Here is a 17,154-nt window from a genome sequence, read left to right as displayed (position 1 = left end):
TGGAGATCACCCATGGCATCCCTTGTCGATACCAGCGTCAAGCACTTTCTCTCAACCATGTACGGCGCGCCCGTGCAAAACGGCCTAGCCGGCAGCAAGATCGCCGTACTCGATGCCTGCCTGATCACCGGCTTCGGCCTGCGCGCGGCCACGCGCATCACGGTCGCGGCCGGCGTCGCCACGGTGGAGTTTTCCGTGAGTGCGGCGCTGCCGCCGCCGCCGGACAGTGTGCTGCTGATCGAGGGCGCTGCGCAGGTGCTGCTCAACGGTGAGCAGCGCGTGTCCGAGTCGGGCAGCGGCGTGTTCAAGTTCCGCACGGCCGCGCCCGATGGCGTGGACAACGGCGCCGGCATCACGTTCAAATATGCAGCGCTGGGTTGGGCCAAGGTGTTTACCGGCACGAATCAGGCCGTGTACCGCTCCACCGATCCGCAGAGCTATGGCATGTATCTGTATGTCGATGACCGCAACGCGCAAGCGACATCGATGCGTGGTTACGAGAGTATGTCGGCCATCGATACGGGGCTCGGTCCATTTCCGACCGTCGCTCAAATGCCGACGGGTCTTTGGTGGGCGAAGAGTACAAGTGCAAATGCAAATGCCGTGCGCTGGAGCTTGGTTGGCGATACACGGTACTTCTTGGAGAACCCCGCCCCGGGCATGTCAACTTCGGCCAGCAGCACCGCAGGCGGATCTCGCTCATTTGGCGATCTGTTGGCGTTGCGCCGTGCGGGGGACGCTTACGCTGTCTTGATATCGGGCGCGTCAAGCAGTTCCGATGCTGTCTCAACGCCCAATCGCAACTCGCTGGAAGTACCTGGGTCGAGCGGGTTCTACATGCCCAGGGCTTCGACTGGCTTGGGAGGATCCATATCCATCAGGTACGCCAGCTTTGTGGGATCGAGCGCGTCAGGCACAGATTCCTATTTTGGATATTTCCCTAGCGATGTGGATGGCGAACTGAAGCTGACTCGTACGTTCGTCGACAACACTCCAGTCTCAAGCTATACCCAGCGCGCATTGGTACCAGGCTTTCGCTACGTTCCCCAGGCTGGCACCTCCGCGTATTTCGAGCGTGACTCGACCTTGATCGAGGCGGCAAGCGGCTGTCGCCTGCTGGCACTTCCGCATTCCAGTTCCTATGGTACCCCTTCAGGGTATGCCTTCATCGACATCACAGGGCCCTGGCGCTAACGGTATGGCAGAGCTGTCCTATCCAAGCCGCCTGCTCCAACCCACGGCTGTCGTGGGAGTGGGCGGGCGCGAAATCTATCGGGCCACGGTCTTGCTGCCGATGATCGCCGCGGGTCAACAAGACTACGTGCTAGGTGGCAACGGCCTGGGCCGTGTGCGCGGCCGCACTGTCGAGCAGCAAGACAAGAACAGCCCCAAGGTGCCCGTCTCGCGCCGCGTGCGGCTGTACCGTGACCGTGATGGCCTGCTGATCCGCGAGGCATGGAGCAACGCCCAAGGCGAGTACGACTTCCCGCGCATCGACAGCACCACCTCATACACCGTCCTCAGCTACGACCATGAGGGCGACTTCCGCGCTGTGGTGGCCGACCGCGTTACGCCGGAGGACATGCCATGACACAGCGCAGTGTTGAAATCACGGTGCAGGCCAACGAGGCCCGCTTGCAGGGCCTGCGCGATCTGCTGCTGGACGTGGGTCCGGGCACGGCCTGCGTGCGCTTCTTTGCGGACGCCCAGCGGCCCGCCTTCGGCGAGCCCTCGGCCCTGCCCATGCTGGTGGAGCTGCCGCTGGCCCGGCCCTGTGGCGAGATCGTGGCCGGCCGGCTGCGGCTGCTGGCCCGTGATGCGGCCGGCGCCATGATCCTGGAGTCCGGCATCGCCACCTGGGGCCGCGTCGTCTCGGCCAGCGGTGCGCTGGTGCTCGACGCGGATGTGTCGATCGAAGGCGGCGAGGGTCAGATCCAGATCCCGGACAGCACCCAGCTGTACGCGGGCGGCTATCTGACGCTGGCACCGACCAGCTACATCGAGTAGCGCCATGGCACGCATCGAGCTGATCTTCCATCGCCCACCAACTGCTGGCTCACCCAGCCAGATGGTGTTCGGCGACGAGGACGATTCGGGCCCGGACCCGGGCTCGACTCAGGACGCAGTCGCACGGATGGCCATCCGGCTGCCGGGGACGAGCGTGGCCATCGGTGCCTTGCGTCGCAAGACCGCTGGCGCCGGCATTCGCCTGCCTGGGGCGCGCATGGCGCTTGGAGCGGCGTACCAGACGCGCACCGACAGGCCGGCCGTGGGGGGCACATTGTCGGGATTTGAAGAGGCCGCCCCGGCACAGGGCGGCCTAGTGTCTGTCTACCAGCAGGCGGCCATTGCCGACAGGGTCACGCAGATTCGCGGTTGGCGAGCGCTGCACGCAGGCGCGGCCACCGTGCAGCGCTGGCAGGACTCGGCGCGCCTGCACCTGACCACACGCCAAGGCATGGGCTTTGCCATGGACGTGGGGGGACTCACGGCGCAGGCCTGGCAAGAGGGTACGCGCTTGCGCCTGGCCACGCGCCAGGGCCTGGCCAACGCACTGGCTGGCCAGGCGGTTGTGCTGCAGAGGTTCCAGGAGGGCATCATTTTGCGCCGTGCCATGCGGCAGGCTTTCAGCGACGGCCTCTGCGAAGGTGCCTGGCACGCCAGCAGCATGGGCGATGCCCGGGTGCTGGGCATCGTGATGGGCGGTGCCCGCCATCAGGACGCCATGGCGCCGCTGCCCGGCGTCACGCCGGGCCGCCCTGTCGATCCGCCCAAGCCGCCACCGTGCTATCGGCCGCCGCCGGGTGGGGCCGTCGAGCTGGCGTTCTCGAGCGTCTGGAGCGAAAGCTCCGAACTCGTGTTCATCTGCTGCAGGCCGGGCCCGGATCCCCAACCACCCCGCTATGTCATCCCGCAACTGAAGGTTTACATGACAGTACACACGATGGAGGCAGCCCTGCTGCCGGACATGGAAGCCGTTGCGCTGAGCGATGTGACGATCGCCAGCGATGACGACGGCTTCGGATGGAGCTTTTCGGCCAATGGTCCGGAACACCTGCTGGATCAACTGGCGCCGTCCGGGGGACTGCCTGCACGGCTGCGCGTGGTGGTCGATGGCATCGACTTCGTCTTTGTCATACAAAGCCTGAGCCGCACGCGCAGCTTCGGCAACCACCGCGTGGCCGTACAGGGCGTGAGTGCCACCGCCTTGCTGAGCAGTCCCTACATGCCGGAGCAGACCTGGCTGAACACGGTGCCGGCCACGGCGCAACAACTGATCCGCAATACGCTGGAGTTCACCGGCGTGCAGCTGGACTGGAAGGTGTCGGACTGGCTGGTACCCGAAGGCGCCTGGAGCCATCGTGGCACGCCGTTGTCGGCCGTGATGCGTGTGGCCGCATCGATTGGTGCGGTGGTGAGCAGCCATCGGACGCAGGAGCGCCTGATCGTTGCGCCGCGCTTCGCGCACCTGCCATGGAATTGGGCGGATGCGACGCCTGACGTGCGCATGCCGGCGGACGTCATCGTGACGGACGAGCTGCGGCCCGAGCCGCGTGCCGCCTACAACGCGATCTATGTCAGCGGCCAGGCGGGCGGCATCCTCGGCCACGTGCGCCGGGCCGGGACGGCTGGCAACAGGCTGGCTCCCCAGGTCACGGATGCCCTGATCACCGAGGCCGTGGCTGCACGCCAGCGTGGCGAGGCCGTGCTGGGAGCATCGGGCAATAAGCTGGTCCAGTCCATCACCATGCCCTTGCTTTCCGGTGGGACGGCACCAGGCCTGATCCGGCCCGGCCAATTGATCGAAGTCGTCGATACCGACGAATCCTGGCGCGGCCTGGTCCGTGGAACCCGTCTCAACGCTGCCATGCCCGTGGTGCGGCAGCAGATTACCGTGGAGCGCGCAACCGTATGAGCACCGTCAATCTCTTCAAGCGTCTTGTCCAACTGCTGCCTGACGAGCCTGTGCTCACCGGACGGATCAGCGCGGTGCATGGCGACGGAACAGCCACGGTCGATCTGCCTGGCAATGGCCGATTGCGCGTACGCAATCCCCTGGGCAGCCAGGAGGGCGGCAGCGTCTATGTCCAGGGGCAGGCGATCACGGGTGAAGCCCCTCAATTGACCTATGTGCTTATTGATATCTAGGGGGTGCGCCAGGGCTTAGATGCAGGGTGATCGGCCGATTGGGTCCTGCTGCGGGGAGGCGCGGTCCCCGCGCTGCCGGCGCACACTGAAAACCGAGGGCAAATCCCCAATGCGGCCTTTCTGATGGGAAAAGCGCCTCGTTTATAATGTCCGGCTTCGCTTACATCACGGGTTGAGCGAACCATGTGCGGTCCCCAGCGGCCAGGTGCATGTGATGTAAGCCCTTGAAATCTGAGGTGCCGCGCGGCCGACTGGCTTGGCTCGCGTCGCACCGTGACTTTTGCGCAATACGGTGCGGGCTGTACAGCAGCCGGCACGGTCCAATCCCTCATAGGAACAAACATGGCCGTTACTGTTGAAACCCTTGAAAAGCTCGAGCGCAAGATCACGCTGAGCCTGCCCCTGAACTCCATCCAGAGCGAAGTCGAGAACCGCCTCAAGCAAGTGGCGCGCACCGTGAAGATGGACGGCTTCCGTCCCGGCAAGGTGCCGATGAGCGTGGTGGCCCAGCGTTATGGCTATTCGGTGCAGTACGAAGTGCTCAACGACAAGGTCGGCGAGGCTTTCGCACAGGCTGTCAACGAAGCCAAGCTGCGCGTGGCCGGCCAGCCCCGCATCTCCGAAAAGGAAGGCGCTCCCGAGGGCGAGGCCCAGTTCGAAGCCATCTTCGAAGTGATGCCTGAAGTCAAGATCGGTGACCTGACCTCGGCCGAAGTCGAGAAGCTGACCGCCGAAGTGGACGACGCCGCCATCGACAAGACCGTGGACATCCTGCGCAAGCAGCGCCGCACCTTCGCGCAGCGCGCCCAGGCCGATGTGGCCGTGGACGGCGACCGCGTGACCGTGGACTTCGAAGGCAAGATCGACGGCGAGACCTTCTCCGGCGGCAAGGCTGAAGACTTCCAGTTCCTGGTCGGCGAAGGCCAGATGCTCAAGGAATTCGAAGACGCAGTGCGCGGCATGAAGGCCGGCGAGTCCAAGACCTTCCCCCTGGCTTTCCCCGCTGACTACCACGGCAAGGATGTGGCCGGCAAGACCGCCGACTTCCTGGTGACGGTCAAGAAGATCGAGGCCGCCAACCTGCCCGAAGTGGACGAGGCTTTTGCCAAGGCCCTGGGCGTGGCTGAAGGCACGGTCGAAGGCCTGCGCGCCGACATCAAGAAGAACCTGGAGCGTGAAGTCAAGTTCCGCGTCCAGGGCCGCAACAAGCAGGCCGTGATGGACGCCCTGGTGTCCAAGGCCGAGCTGGAACTGCCCAAGGCCTCGGTGCAGGCTGAAGTCGCCCGTCTGCTGGAAGGCGCTCGCGCCGAGCTGCAGCAGCGCGGCATCAAGGACGCCGACAAGGCCGAGATCCCTGAAGACGTGTTCCTGCCCCAAGCCGAGCGCCGCGTGCGCCTGGGCCTGGTGGTGGCCGAGCTGGTGCGCGCCAACGAGCTGCACGCCACGCCTGAGCAGATCAAGGCCCACGTGGAAGAGCTGGCCGCCAGCTACGAAAAGCCCGAAGACGTGGCACGCTGGTACTTCGGCGACCGCCAACGCCTGGCTGAAGTCGAAGCCGTTGTCATCGAAAACAACGTGACCGAGTTCGTGCTGGGCAAGGCCAAGGTCTCCGACAAGGCCGTGTCCTTCGACGAACTGATGGGCCAGGCCTGAGGGTTTGAGCACCGCCTGCCTGCCGCTTCGTGAGATCGGCGGGCGGGTTGGCATCTGCGGGGCTTGTGCTTTGGCGCACAAGCCCCATTTTCTTTCCGGATACGGCTAAAGTAGCCCCCTAGTACTGGAGAAAACATGAGCGCATTGGAAACTCAGGGTTTGGGCATGATCCCAATGGTCATCGAACAGTCCGGCCGCGGAGAGCGGTCGTACGACATCTACTCGCGCCTGCTCAAGGACCGGGTGATCTTCCTGGTGGGCCCTGTCAATGACCAGACGGCCAACCTCGTCGTGGCCCAGCTGCTGTTCCTTGAAAGCGAAAACCCCGACAAGGACATTTCGTTCTACATCAACAGCCCCGGCGGCTCCGTGAGCGCCGGCCTGGCCATCTTCGACACGATGAACTTCATCAAGCCCGATGTGTCCACGCTGTGCACCGGCATTGCAGCCAGCATGGGTGCCTTCCTGCTGGCCGCTGGCACCAAGGGCAAGCGCTTTGCGCTGCCCAATTCCCAGGTCATGATCCACCAGCCGCTGGGCGGCATGCAGGGCCAGGCCACCGAGATCGAGATCCACGCCCGCGAGATCCTCAAGACCCGCGAGCGCCTGAACAAGATCCTGGCCGAGCGCACGGGCCAGCCGCTGGAAAAGATCCAGCACGACACCGAGCGCGACTACTTCCTGTCCGCCGACGAAGCCAAGGACTACGGCCTGGTCGATCAGGTGATCAACAAGCGCTCCTGAAGCCCGGAGGCTGTATGAGAATGGGCGGCGTTTTCCCCCTACGGAAAACGCCGCTTTCCATTTGGTTATCATCCTTTTCCATATTTCTGTAACAAGGCACCGACCCCATGGCCGAGAAAAAAGGCTCCTCCAGCGAAAAAAACCTTTATTGCACCTTCTGCGGCAAGAGCCAGCATGAGGTCAAGAAGCTGATCGCGGGTCCGTCAGTCTTTATCTGCGACGAGTGCATCGATCTCTGCAACGAGATCATCCGCGACGAGCAGCCCAGCACCGAGGCCAAGGACGGCCGAGGCGACCTGCCCACGCCCGCCGAAATCAAGGCCAACCTGGACAACTACGTGATCGGCCAGGACCTGCCCAAGCGCACGCTGGCTGTCGCCGTATACAACCACTACAAGCGCCTGCGTCACAAGGACAAGGCCGGCAAGGACGAGATTGAGCTGGCCAAGAGCAACATCCTGCTCATCGGTCCCACGGGCTCCGGCAAGACGCTGCTGGCGCAGACGCTGGCGCGCATGCTCAACGTTCCCTTCGTCATGGCCGATGCCACCACGCTGACCGAGGCCGGCTACGTGGGCGAGGACGTCGAGAACATCATCCAGAAGCTGCTGCAAAGCTGCGAATACGACGTCGAGCGTGCGCAGCGCGGCATCGTCTACATCGACGAGATCGACAAGATCTCGCGCAAGTCCGACAACCCCAGCATCACGCGTGACGTGTCGGGCGAGGGCGTGCAGCAGGCCCTGCTCAAGCTCATCGAAGGCACCATGGCCAGCGTTCCCCCACAAGGTGGCCGCAAGCATCCGAACCAGGACTTCCTGCAGATCGACACGACCAACATCCTGTTCATCTGCGGTGGCGCGTTCGCGGGCCTGGAGAAGGTCATCGAGAACCGCACCGAGGCGTCGGGCATCGGCTTTGGCGCCACGGTCAAGAGCAAGAAGCAGCGCTCCATCTCGGAAGTGTTCCAGGAGATCGAGCCTGAAGACCTGATCAAGTTCGGCATCATCCCCGAGCTGGTCGGCCGCATGCCCGTGGTCACGGCCCTGGCCGAACTGGGTGAAGACGCCCTGGTGCAGATCCTGACCGAGCCCAAGAACGCCCTGGTCAAGCAGTACAGCAAGCTGCTGGCCATGGAAGGCGTGGAGCTGGAGATCCGGCCCGCCGCGCTCAAGGCCATCGCCCGCAAGGCGCTGGCGCGCAAGACGGGTGCGCGTGGCCTGCGCTCCATCCTGGAGCAATCGCTGATCGGCACCATGTACGAGCTGCCCAATGCCGACAATGTCGAGAAGGTGGTGGTGGACGAGTCCACCATCGAAGACGGAAAAGCACCGCTGCTGGTTTACCGCGAGGCGGCCAAGAAAGCCTGATGCGCCGCTGCCTGCAAAGGTCCGGCAGCGCAAGTCCCTGTGGCCCGAAATCCTTTCGGGCTGCGGGGTTGAAATACACCGGTGGGCGGACCATCTTCCGCTGACAAACCGAGGATTCCCATGTCAGGACATACCCCTTTGCCTTCCACCCCCCTAGACCTGGCGCTGCTGCCGCTGCGCGATGTGGTCGTGTTCCCCCACATGGTGATCCCGCTGTTCGTGGGCCGCGCCAAGAGCATCAAGGCGCTGGAGCTGGCCATGGAGGGCGACCGCCGCATCATGCTGGTGGCCCAGAAGACCGCCTCCAAGGACGAACCCACGGCGGCCGACATGTTCGACGTCGGCTGCGTCTCCACCATCTTGCAGATGCTCAAGCTGCCCGACGGCACGGTCAAGGTGCTGGTCGAAGGTCAGCAGCGCGCGCTGGTCAAGCAGGTCATGGATGAAGAGACCCACTTCGTGGGCTCCGTCGTGCCCGTGGCGCCCGAGGCCGAAACCCACAAGCCCAGCGAGATCGAAGCCCTGCGCCGCGCCGTGACGCAGCAGTTCGACCAGTACGTCAAGCTCAACAAGAAGATCCCGCCCGAGATCCTCACCTCCATCGCCAGCATCGACGATGCCGGCCGCCTGGCCGACACCATCGCCGCGCACCTGCCGCTCAAGCTCGAGAACAAGCAGGCCGTGCTCGACCTGGTGGACATCAAGGAGCGCCTGGAAAACCTGTTCGAGCAGCTGGACCGGGAGGTCGACATCCTCAATGTCGACAAGCGCATCCGTGGTCGCGTCAAGCGCCAGATGGAAAAGAACCAGCGCGACTTCTATTTGAACGAGCAGGTCAAGGCCATCCAGAAGGAGCTGGGCGAGGGCGAGGACGGCGCCGACATCGAAGAGATCGAAAAGAAGATCAAGCTCGCTCGCATGCCTGCCGAGGCGCGCAAGAAGGCCGAGGCCGAGCTCAAGAAGCTCAAGCTCATGTCGCCCATGTCGGCCGAAGCCACCGTGGTGCGCAACTATATCGATGTGCTCACGGGCCTGCCCTGGAGCAAGAAGACCAAGATCAAGCACGACCTGGCCAATGCCGAGGAGGTGCTCAATGCCGACCACTTCGGCCTTGAAAAGGTCAAGGACCGCATCCTTGAATATCTTGCCGTGCAGCAGCGCGTGGACAAGGTCAAGGCGCCCATCCTGTGCCTGGTCGGTCCTCCGGGCGTGGGCAAGACCTCGCTGGGTCAGTCCATCGCCAAGGCCACGGGCCGCAAGTACGTCCGCATGGCGCTGGGCGGCATGCGTGACGAGGCGGAAATCCGCGGCCACCGCCGCACCTACATCGGCGCCATGCCGGGCAAGGTGCTGCAAAGCCTGGACAAGGTCGGCACGCGCAACCCGCTGTTCCTCCTGGACGAAATCGACAAGCTCGGCATGGACTTCCGTGGCGATCCGTCGAGCGCCCTGCTGGAAGTGCTGGACCCCGAGCAGAACCACACCTTCGGCGATCACTACGTCGAAGTGGACTTCGACCTCAGCGACGTGATGTTCGTGGCGACCTCCAACTCCATGAATATCCCGCCCGCGCTGCTGGACCGCATGGAAGTGATCCGCCTGTCGGGTTACACCGAGGACGAAAAGGTCAACATCGCCATCCGCTACCTGCTGCCCAAGCAGATCACCAACAACGGTGTGAAGGAAGGCGAGATGCGGGTGGAGGAATCCGCCATCCGCGACATCGTGCGCTACTACACGCGAGAGGCCGGCGTGCGTTCGCTGGAGCGCGAGCTGTCCAAGATCTGCCGCAAGGTCGTCAAGGGCCTGCAGCTCAAGAAGCTGGAGCCCACCGTCGTCGTCACTGCCGACAACCTGCCTGACTACCTGGGTGTTCGCAAGTACACCTATGGCCGTGCCGAACTGAACAACCAGATCGGCCAGGTCGTGGGTCTTGCCTGGACCGAGGTCGGCGGCGATCTGCTGACCATCGAGGCCGCCATCATGCCCGGCAAGGGCGTGATCTCGCGCACCGGCTCGCTGGGCGACGTGATGAAGGAATCGGTCGAAGCCGCGCGCACCGTGGTGCGCAGCCGCTCGCGCATGCTGGGCATCAAGGACGAGGCCTTCGAGAAGAAGGACATCCACGTGCACGTGCCCGATGGCGCCACCCCCAAGGACGGCCCCAGCGCGGGTGCGGCCATGACGACGGCCTTCGTCTCTGCGCTGACGGGTATCCCGGTGCGTGCCGATGTCGCCATGACTGGTGAAATCACGCTGCGCGGTGAGGTCACCGCCATCGGCGGCCTCAAGGAAAAGCTGCTGGCGGCCCTGCGTGGCGGCATCAAGACGGTGCTGATCCCCGAAGAGAACGTCAAGGATCTCCAGGAGATCCCCGACAACGTCAAGAGCGGCTTGGAAATCATCCCCGTCAAGTGGATCGACCAGGTCCTCAAGGTGGCGCTGGAACGCGTGCCAGAGCCTCTGTCCGACGAGGAGGCCGCCGCCGTGGCCCCGGCGGAAACCAAGGCTGTGGAGCCTGCAGTCAAGCACTGAAGATGAAAAAATGTAGCGTTTTTCCTGAACCCTCCAAGAACTACGCTACAATTCATCCCATCGCAGCAAACGACGTTGTAGAATGTCAGGCTTCGATAGAAATGCGGGAATAGCTCAGTTGGTAGAGCGCAACCTTGCCAAGGTTGAGGTCGACGGTTCGAACCCGTTTTCCCGCTCCAGATTTTGAACATGCCGTTTCGGGTGTGTTCGGTTCTGGTGGCGGTTGGTTGCCAGAATGGATGATTCAAGCGGGAATAGCTCAGTTGGTAGAGCGCAACCTTGCCAAGGTTGAGGTCGACGGTTCGAACCCGTTTTCCCGCTCCAGTTTTGAATGTGCCTTGTGTACGTTCGATTCAGGTGACGGGTAGTTGCTTGAATGTTTGCGGGAATAGCTCAGTTGGTAGAGCGCAACCTTGCCAAGGTTGAGGTCGACGGTTCGAACCCGTTTTCCCGCTCCAGTTTTAGAAACTGCAGCAATGCTGCATGTTTGATAGTGATCTTGGCGCGATAGCAAAGCGGTTATGCCCCGGATTGCAAATCCGGTTAGACCAGTTCGACTCTGGTTCGCGCCTCCAAAAATTCTAAAGAAAATCAAATACTTATAAGGCCCTTCGGGGCCTTTTTTCATTTCCGGCCCGCCTCAATATGGGCTCAATCGACCTCAAACCGCACCGAAACTGCGGTCGAACCACGCCTAATCTTCTGAGTTTGTCGATGAGGTGAGTACACTCCGCCCGAGCATCAATGGGAGGTGAGTGTGTCGAGTGTGCGCAAGACGCCCCGCGGGCGCTATGAGCTGACCATCCGCAGCAAGCTGCTGCCCAAGCCCGTCTATATGACGTTCGACGACCAGGCCGAGGCCGAGCAGTACGGCCAGCAGGTCGACCAGCTGCTGGCCGCCGGCGTGGTGCCCGCAGGCCTGGTGCAGCCGACCGCCTCGGCGCCCAAGCCCACCGAGCGGCTGCGATTCGTGCTGATCGCTTGGATCAACACTGGGCAGCCAGCGGCCACCGATATTCCCGTCCTTGACCTGCTAGTGGCCGAGCTGGGTAAGGTGCTGATCGCGGACCTCACCTACAAATGGGCCGAGGCCTGGGTGCGCAGCCTCAAGTTGGAGCGCAATTTCGCGCCAGGCACCATTCGCAAACGCGTAGGCTCCCTGTCCCGTTGTCTGGACTGGTGGCTGCGGCAACATCCCGATGCAATGGTGGGCAACCCGCTGCGCCTGTTGCCCAAGGGGGCTGCCACATACACTCCGAAGGACCGGGCCGACATCGAGGCGCTCAACGCTGCGGCCGGCGACCAGGCCAAGCTCAAGGTTGCCAAGGAAGATGTCCAGCGCGAGCGCCGGTTGCTGCCTGGCGAGCTGGAGCGCATCGAGCGGGTGCTGGCTGGCGAGCGGCGGCCGGACCGCGAGCGCACCATCAAGCTGGACGATGCGCCGGCCCTGCGTGCCCTGTTCCTGTTGATCCTGTACACGGGGCTGAGGCTGCGCGAGGCGTACACGCTACGGCGTGGGCAGTTCAGCCTGACGACGCGCGTGATCCGGGCCAAAGCCAGCAAGCAGTGGCATGGCAAGGTCAAGTTCCGCGAGGTGCCAATTCGGCCAGAGCTGATCGGTGTGCTCGAGGCTTATCTGCAGTTGCTGCCGAATGAGGGCGAGCAGCAATTGGTTTTCCCCTGGTGGAATGGTGATGAGAATGCGCAGGAGTTGGCCAAGGCCTCGTCGCGGCTGTCAAATCGGTTTGCCAGCCTGTTTGCCTATGGGCAATGCGAGGGATTGACAGAGCATGATCTGAGGCATGAGGCAACGTGCCTGTGGTTTGAGATGCGCAGCAAGACTGGGGATTGGATGTTCCGTGAGGTGGAAATCCATCGCATCATGGGCTGGGCGCCGGGTAGCAAAATGGCGCAACGGTATGCTAGTTTTCGGGCTGAAGATTTGGCAGCACGAATGTTTTTTTAGAGCATTAAGGTCAAAAATTGAGGAGATAATTTTGGCTAGATTCCAAAAATTGAAAATTAAAGATGCGTCTGGAGAGGCTAAGTTTAAATCATTAGTCTCTGAGGGTATTGTTGTCGCCGGTTTAACGGCTGCTATATATTTTCTGACATTTGTTTTTGAATATGGTTACTGCAGTTATTTTGGGATACCAGGGTTTTTTGTTGAACCTACTACTGGTAATATACTTTTTTCTGCACTAATTATGTCATTCACAGTTGCATATTTTATTAGCGTGGGGCAGATGCCTGTTGTATTTTTTAAGATGATACCTTCGGCAACACTAAAGGTTAGGCTAGTATTGGTGGCCATTCTATGGACAAGTTATTTTTTGTCTGTTGGAGGTTTTCGATGGAGTGGATTGGTTTTGGCAATACTTTTGACCTTTATTCTTCTCCATGAGTATATGTTAAATTTGATATTTACGTCAGGGACGCTGAATGAACGTATTGCAAGTGCAGATGCTTATATTAAAAGAAGTGATTCTGGTTCTCTAACTGAGCGAAGTAAATTATATAAAAAAATATTGGCATATTTTATGCTGACGTACTTAGCGTTGGTTGTCGCATTTTTTTCAGGTTTGGCTCATGCGAGATTGCAGAAAGGATTTGTTGTTTTGAAATCTTCGCCAGAATTTGCTGTGATAAAAAGATACGGTGATAGAGTTATTGCGATTCGTTATGAAGGTAGCCCTGCGAAGTCCACAGGTGAATTCAGGTTGCTAGATAAGGACAATGAAAGAGAATTTCTTAATTTAGATGATCTTACTATTAGTTCATATAAAAATTAATTAATAAAGTCGTCGAGAATACCTCAGTATGCTGGGATGTATGCTCTTGGTGGAATTTTCTACTGGCGATGTAATTCCTTGATGTTTTTTTTGAGTTAATTCCGTTCGTGAACTCAGTTTTCTGGTTCTTTAAGATGATTGTATGGAGATATTTAAGATACTATTATATTGATAATGTTTATTTTATTTAACTTGTTGCATATCTGTGAATTCCGGTAACGAAGGAAGTTGCGGTGGTGTACGTCGTGTCCGGCCGCGTTGTCGAGAGGATGTGTGAGTTAATCCTGACAGCTGTCGAACGCTGGATTCCTCAATTGTTTTTTCCTCCATGACACTGCCTTTCCGTAGAGCAGAATTCCGTGCAGTATCAAGATAAGATCGTCGAGTCGCCGCCTCCTCCCGAGCTTTCTCGTTTAAACGCTCAAACAAGGCTTGGCGGGGAATAATCCAGCTTCTCCCCACCTTCACACCCGGTAGATCGCCGCTTGTCAGCCGTGCGGCGGCGGTCTCTTTGTCGCAGGAAAAAAGCTTGGCCAAGTCCTCAACGGTTAGGATCTCGGAGTCAACGCGCGTCATGGCTATGTGCCTCCAGTGCATGTTCGGGAACGTTGAAGAACTGCAGGCGACCTTTCCACGGCACGAAGGGCATGGGCCTGCTGTCACCCAGCACGAAGCCGAAGCTACTCTCCTGTTTCCACTTCGAGGCGCTGTGCTCAACGCAATCAACGATGCGAGTCCAGCCCACCAGGCCGCCGCGCGGCAGATCTTGATATGAGGGCAAACCGCCGGCAGGCAGCATGCTGGCGTTGCCCAGCTCCTCGGTGACTTGGTCGTAGTAGGCGCGGGTCAACGTCAGGCCCGCATGAACCAGCAACTGGCCGCGAAACGGCGTTGACCAATCCCGGTTCTCGATGTCCTTGTGCCCGTGGACGATGAGCCAGGCCCAAGGCTGGCGGATACTGAGGGCGGGGATCATGGTGTGGCCTCCTGGGGTTCGGTATTGAGGATTTCCAGCTCGGTGTAGTCGGCACTCAACTCCCAGCACCTGGTCGAGGCCATGGCCTCGTCGTCGTCCAGGGACACCGAGGAATCGATGGGTAGCTCGACCATCCAGGCGCGGTCGCCCATGGGCTGGATGGCGACGGCCATGCGGCCCATGGTGGGCAGGAGCTTTTTTCCCGGGCCGCGCAGGTCTACGCGGATGCGGACCTGCTGCCGCGGCTCGATGGCGTTGGGGCTGGTGACTTCGGCAGCGGCCATGGCGTCGGCGATCGCGCGGCGGGCCTCTGCGGCCGTGGCCTTGCCCTTCTTGAGCTTGGGCGTGGCCTTGTCTGTGGATGCTGCCTTGCCGGCGCGCGTGGCGGCCTCGGCTTTCATCTCGTCTTGCACCTGGCTCTGGATCGAGTCGAGATCCACGCCAGAAAGATCCGCCATTTCCTCGAAGATGGGGGTGGCTGTGTGCAGGTCGTGTGCGCAGGCCATCATCAGCATGTACTGGATTTGCGCGGGCAGATCCTGTTCGGCCAGATCCTCCATGGCATCCTGCAGATCCTGTTCGGCTCGGCTGTCTTTGCCGTCGATCTGGAACATGCGGTAGAGGTGCTGAGTGGGCACGCTTTCGGACAGCAGCTTGAGGATCAGCAGGGCTGCGCCGCTGGGCATGTGATCGAGATCTGCCGGGGGAAGACGCAGAAGCCCGTCGATCGTTGCCTCGGCCGCGCGCTCGCGCCAGCGGATTTCGTACTCGCGCTGCAGCGCTTCCCGCGTGGGTTCGGCCGGTTTCTCTGCCGAGGCCTTGGCTGCGGCTTGGCGCTCGCCCTTGACCTTCACGGCCGCGCTGGCGGTGTGCGTGGCCACGGCCTCCACCAGGTTGCCGCTGGGCGCCTCGATCAGCACCACGCTGGCCGCCGGCACGTCCTGGCCCAGCACCCGGCGCACAGGCGCGTTGCTGCCCTGGCTGGGCTTGTCCAGCAGCAGGTAGCCGCGGGGCGCGCCGTTTTCGCTGGGCATGATGTCGCGGGCCTGGCGGCCGGTGATGATCTGCTGCCCGCGCTGTTGGGCCTGGGCCTTCACGCGGTCGAAGTGGGCTTCCTTCTTGTCGGCAAAGCAGGCGGTGTCAGTACAGACGTCTGCATCGCTCTTGTCCCACAGCTCGGGCGATGCGCCCGTGTGCTTGGGGCAGACCGTGCACGCGCCGGCAGCGGGGCACAGGGTCGCGTCGTCGAGCGCGAAAGGGGCCTGGTCCAGCTTGAGCATGTAGCTGCGCCGTGCCAGGTCCAGGGCATTGCGGTAGCTCATGGGGCCGCTGTCGGGGCCGCCGGTGAGCACGCGCTGCGTGTACTCGGCCTGGATGGCCTGCGTGGGCCGTTGGGCCACCAGCAGGGCCACGCTGCGCGTGAGCGTGCCAGCCTTGAGGCCTGCGATCGCTTCGGGGCACAGCGTCAGCAGGCGCAGGGACTCGAAGACGTGCGTGCGGCTCTTGCGCAGGGCCTCGCCCGCCGTGTCGGCGTTCATGCCGTGGTCTTCGACCAGGCGCTGCACGCCCAGGGCTTCCTCCAGGGGGTTGAGGTCGGTGCGGTGCAGGTTTTCGATCAGCTGCATCAACAGCGCCTGCATGTTGTCCGCGTCGCGCTCGAGGACGGGCACGGCGCGCAGGCCCGCGATCTGGGCTGCGCGGTAGCGGCGCTCGCCGGCAATGATTTCGTGCGTGGCGTGGCGCGTGGCCGCGTCCTCGAACGTGTCCTGCAGGCGCTCGGCGGGCAGGCGGCGCACCAGCAGGGGTTGCAGCACGCCGTACAGCTTCATGGTGGCCGCCATGTCGTGCAGCGCGTCGTCTTCGACCACGCGGCGGTTGGTGCGGCTGGGCGCGATCTGGGTGATGGGCAGCGTGGGGTGCTGGGCTGCTGCGTCTGCGGGGCTGCGATCGCTCACCACCTCGAACGCATCCATGGGCAGGTTGACCAGGCTGTCGCTCACGGCGATCTGGTACTGGCGCCCGCCGGGCGTCTTGCCGATCACCTTGCCGCGCTGGCCGGCCTGGGGGTGGGGCTTGCCGCCCTTGCCCGTGGCCTCGGCGCTGATGACGACCTCGCGGTCGATCAGGGGGTCTTTATTTTTGGGAGCCACGGGCGGCCTCCTTTTCGTTGAGTTGCTGCACGCGCTCGGCGGCCACCTTGCGGCGCGCGTCGAGCTGGTCGGCAGACATGGGGGCGAAGCTGTCGCAGCGGTTGGTGCCCGAAAAGGTGCGCCCGGGTGCGTACCGCTTGCCGCAGTGCGCGAAGCCCAGGCGGACCATGCGGGGGTCGCTGGTGTCGGGCTGCCAGTGCGAGCAGTTCCTGCAGGTGGGCGCGCTCATGGCTGGCCCTTGGGGTACACGCGCTTGCCGCTGATCAGGCTGGGCAGCTTGAAGGCATCCATGGCACCGGGGCGCCCGGACGGCAGCAGCTCGGGGGCGTGGAACGTGCCCTGGGTGGTGCTGGCCCGGATGGGGCGATCGCGCATGCGGCGTTGGCGCAGCGCCTTGGCCGATGGCACCGGCTCCTGCGCGGAGTCGATGGCGCGGCGGTTCATGCCGAAGCCGGCGCCATGGTTGATGGGGGTCAGAACGGGTTTCATGCGAGATCCTTGCGGGGGCTGGCCGTGGACACGGCGCGAATGAGTTGGGCCAGGCAGTCCATGCGCTGCCAGGTGAAGCGGGGGTTGGTGGCGTACAGCTCGGCCTGCTGGCCCTTTAGCTGGCGCGCCAGCGTCATGGCCGCGTGGCTGTTGCTGGCGGTGGCCTCGGGGTAGATGTGCTTGGCATGCACGGCCTGGCCGTCCGGGGTCTTCAGCTCGACCTCGATCAGTGGCCGGCCATCGGTGGTGGTGCGGCAGGTGGCTGCGGTGACCTGGCCGTGGATGCGCAGTTCCAT

Annotated in this window: 17 protein-coding genes and 4 tRNA genes; 15 read left to right on the top strand and 6 right to left on the bottom strand. The window is 62.2% G+C overall.

The annotated features are described in order from the left end of the window. Window positions 1-12: 12 nt before the first annotated feature. The 15 genes from ACF8ME_RS05680 (at window position 13) to ACF8ME_RS05610 (ending at window position 13,243) form a co-directional block, all read left to right on the top strand. The gene (locus ACF8ME_RS05680; protein WP_392415627.1) at window positions 13-1,194 is read left to right on the top strand and encodes a hypothetical protein; all 1,182 of its coding nucleotides are present in this window, start codon (window positions 13-15) and stop codon (window positions 1,192-1,194) included. 4 nt (window positions 1,195-1,198) lie between these two features. After that, a complete protein-coding gene (locus ACF8ME_RS05675) occupies window positions 1,199-1,591 on the top strand; it encodes a hypothetical protein (protein ID WP_392415625.1) in 393 nt (130 codons plus the stop codon). Further along, entirely contained in the window at window positions 1,588-2,007 is a 420-nt protein-coding gene (locus tag ACF8ME_RS05670) for a hypothetical protein (RefSeq protein ID WP_017406048.1), read from the top strand. Before ACF8ME_RS05675 ends, ACF8ME_RS05670 begins: the two co-directional genes overlap by 4 nt. 4 nt (window positions 2,008-2,011) lie before the next feature. After that, window positions 2,012-3,916 carry a hypothetical protein gene (locus ACF8ME_RS05665; RefSeq protein ID WP_392415624.1) on the top strand — a complete coding sequence of 635 codons (1,905 nt, stop codon included), beginning with the start codon at window positions 2,012-2,014 and terminating at the stop codon, window positions 3,914-3,916. Then, window positions 3,913-4,149 (top strand): hypothetical protein, encoded by a 237-nt coding sequence (locus ACF8ME_RS05660; protein ID WP_013803266.1) that lies wholly within the window; start codon window positions 3,913-3,915, stop codon window positions 4,147-4,149. Before ACF8ME_RS05665 ends, ACF8ME_RS05660 begins: the two co-directional genes overlap by 4 nt. Window positions 4,150-4,491: 342 nt before the next feature. Continuing rightward, entirely contained in the window at window positions 4,492-5,802 is a 1,311-nt protein-coding gene (tig, locus tag ACF8ME_RS05655; protein ID WP_016445087.1) for a trigger factor, read from the top strand. 135 nt (window positions 5,803-5,937) lie between these two features. Continuing rightward, window positions 5,938-6,546 (top strand): ATP-dependent Clp endopeptidase proteolytic subunit ClpP, encoded by a 609-nt coding sequence (gene clpP / locus ACF8ME_RS05650; protein ID WP_016445088.1) that lies wholly within the window; start codon window positions 5,938-5,940, stop codon window positions 6,544-6,546. 107 nt (window positions 6,547-6,653) lie between these two features. Continuing rightward, on the top strand, window positions 6,654-7,916 hold the full coding sequence (gene clpX / locus ACF8ME_RS05645) for an ATP-dependent Clp protease ATP-binding subunit ClpX (protein ID WP_012204530.1): 1,263 nt from the start codon (window positions 6,654-6,656) through the stop codon (window positions 7,914-7,916). 120 nt (window positions 7,917-8,036) lie between these two features. Beyond that, a complete protein-coding gene (gene lon / locus ACF8ME_RS05640) occupies window positions 8,037-10,451 on the top strand; it encodes an endopeptidase La (protein ID WP_016445089.1) in 2,415 nt (804 codons plus the stop codon). A gap of 103 nt (window positions 10,452-10,554) precedes the next feature. After that, window positions 10,555-10,630, top strand: a tRNA-Gly gene (locus tag ACF8ME_RS05635). A gap of 69 nt (window positions 10,631-10,699) precedes the next feature. Next, window positions 10,700-10,775: transfer RNA gene (locus ACF8ME_RS05630), tRNA-Gly, on the top strand. 58 nt (window positions 10,776-10,833) lie between these two features. Further along, a tRNA-Gly gene (locus ACF8ME_RS05625) sits at window positions 10,834-10,909 on the top strand. Window positions 10,910-10,952: 43 nt separating this feature from the next. Then, window positions 10,953-11,026 (top strand) — tRNA-Cys (locus ACF8ME_RS05620). Between the two features lie 191 nt (window positions 11,027-11,217). Beyond that, window positions 11,218-12,417 carry a tyrosine-type recombinase/integrase gene (locus ACF8ME_RS05615; protein ID WP_392415622.1) on the top strand — a complete coding sequence of 400 codons (1,200 nt, stop codon included), beginning with the start codon at window positions 11,218-11,220 and terminating at the stop codon, window positions 12,415-12,417. Window positions 12,418-12,448: 31 nt separating this feature from the next. Further along, complete coding sequence (locus ACF8ME_RS05610) at window positions 12,449-13,243, top strand: hypothetical protein (RefSeq protein ID WP_392415620.1); 795 nt, start codon at window positions 12,449-12,451, stop codon at window positions 13,241-13,243. 183 nt (window positions 13,244-13,426) lie between these two features. Here ACF8ME_RS05610 and ACF8ME_RS05605 read toward each other — a convergent pair whose 3' ends face one another. From ACF8ME_RS05605 to ACF8ME_RS05580, 6 genes are read right to left on the bottom strand one after another with little or no spacing between them, the layout of a single operon-like run. Beyond that, window positions 13,427-13,819, bottom strand: a complete 393-nt coding sequence (locus ACF8ME_RS05605; RefSeq protein WP_392415618.1) for a helix-turn-helix domain-containing protein — start codon at window positions 13,817-13,819, stop codon at window positions 13,427-13,429. After that, window positions 13,806-14,219, bottom strand: a complete 414-nt coding sequence (locus ACF8ME_RS05600) for an ASCH domain-containing protein (protein WP_392415616.1) — start codon at window positions 14,217-14,219, stop codon at window positions 13,806-13,808. Before ACF8ME_RS05600 ends, ACF8ME_RS05605 begins: the two co-directional genes overlap by 14 nt. Then, complete coding sequence (locus ACF8ME_RS05595) at window positions 14,216-16,369, bottom strand: ParB/RepB/Spo0J family partition protein (protein WP_392415614.1); 2,154 nt, start codon at window positions 16,367-16,369, stop codon at window positions 14,216-14,218. The genes ACF8ME_RS05600 and ACF8ME_RS05595 overlap by 4 nt, the downstream gene beginning before the upstream one ends. Beyond that, window positions 16,353-16,598 (bottom strand): hypothetical protein, encoded by a 246-nt coding sequence (locus ACF8ME_RS05590; protein WP_392415612.1) that lies wholly within the window; start codon window positions 16,596-16,598, stop codon window positions 16,353-16,355. The genes ACF8ME_RS05595 and ACF8ME_RS05590 overlap by 17 nt, the downstream gene beginning before the upstream one ends. Continuing rightward, a complete protein-coding gene (locus tag ACF8ME_RS05585) occupies window positions 16,595-16,858 on the bottom strand; it encodes a hypothetical protein (protein ID WP_392415611.1) in 264 nt (87 codons plus the stop codon). Before ACF8ME_RS05585 ends, ACF8ME_RS05590 begins: the two co-directional genes overlap by 4 nt. After that, window positions 16,855-17,154, bottom strand: a complete 300-nt coding sequence (locus ACF8ME_RS05580) for a hypothetical protein (RefSeq protein ID WP_392415609.1) — start codon at window positions 17,152-17,154, stop codon at window positions 16,855-16,857. Before ACF8ME_RS05580 ends, ACF8ME_RS05585 begins: the two co-directional genes overlap by 4 nt.

Source organism: Delftia sp. WSY_7, from assembly GCF_043104845.1.
Lineage (GTDB): Bacteria > Pseudomonadota > Gammaproteobacteria > Burkholderiales > Burkholderiaceae_C > Comamonas > Comamonas tsuruhatensis.
The sequence above is the reverse complement of the archived record's forward strand: the minus strand, read 5'-3'. Positions and strand labels throughout refer to the sequence as shown.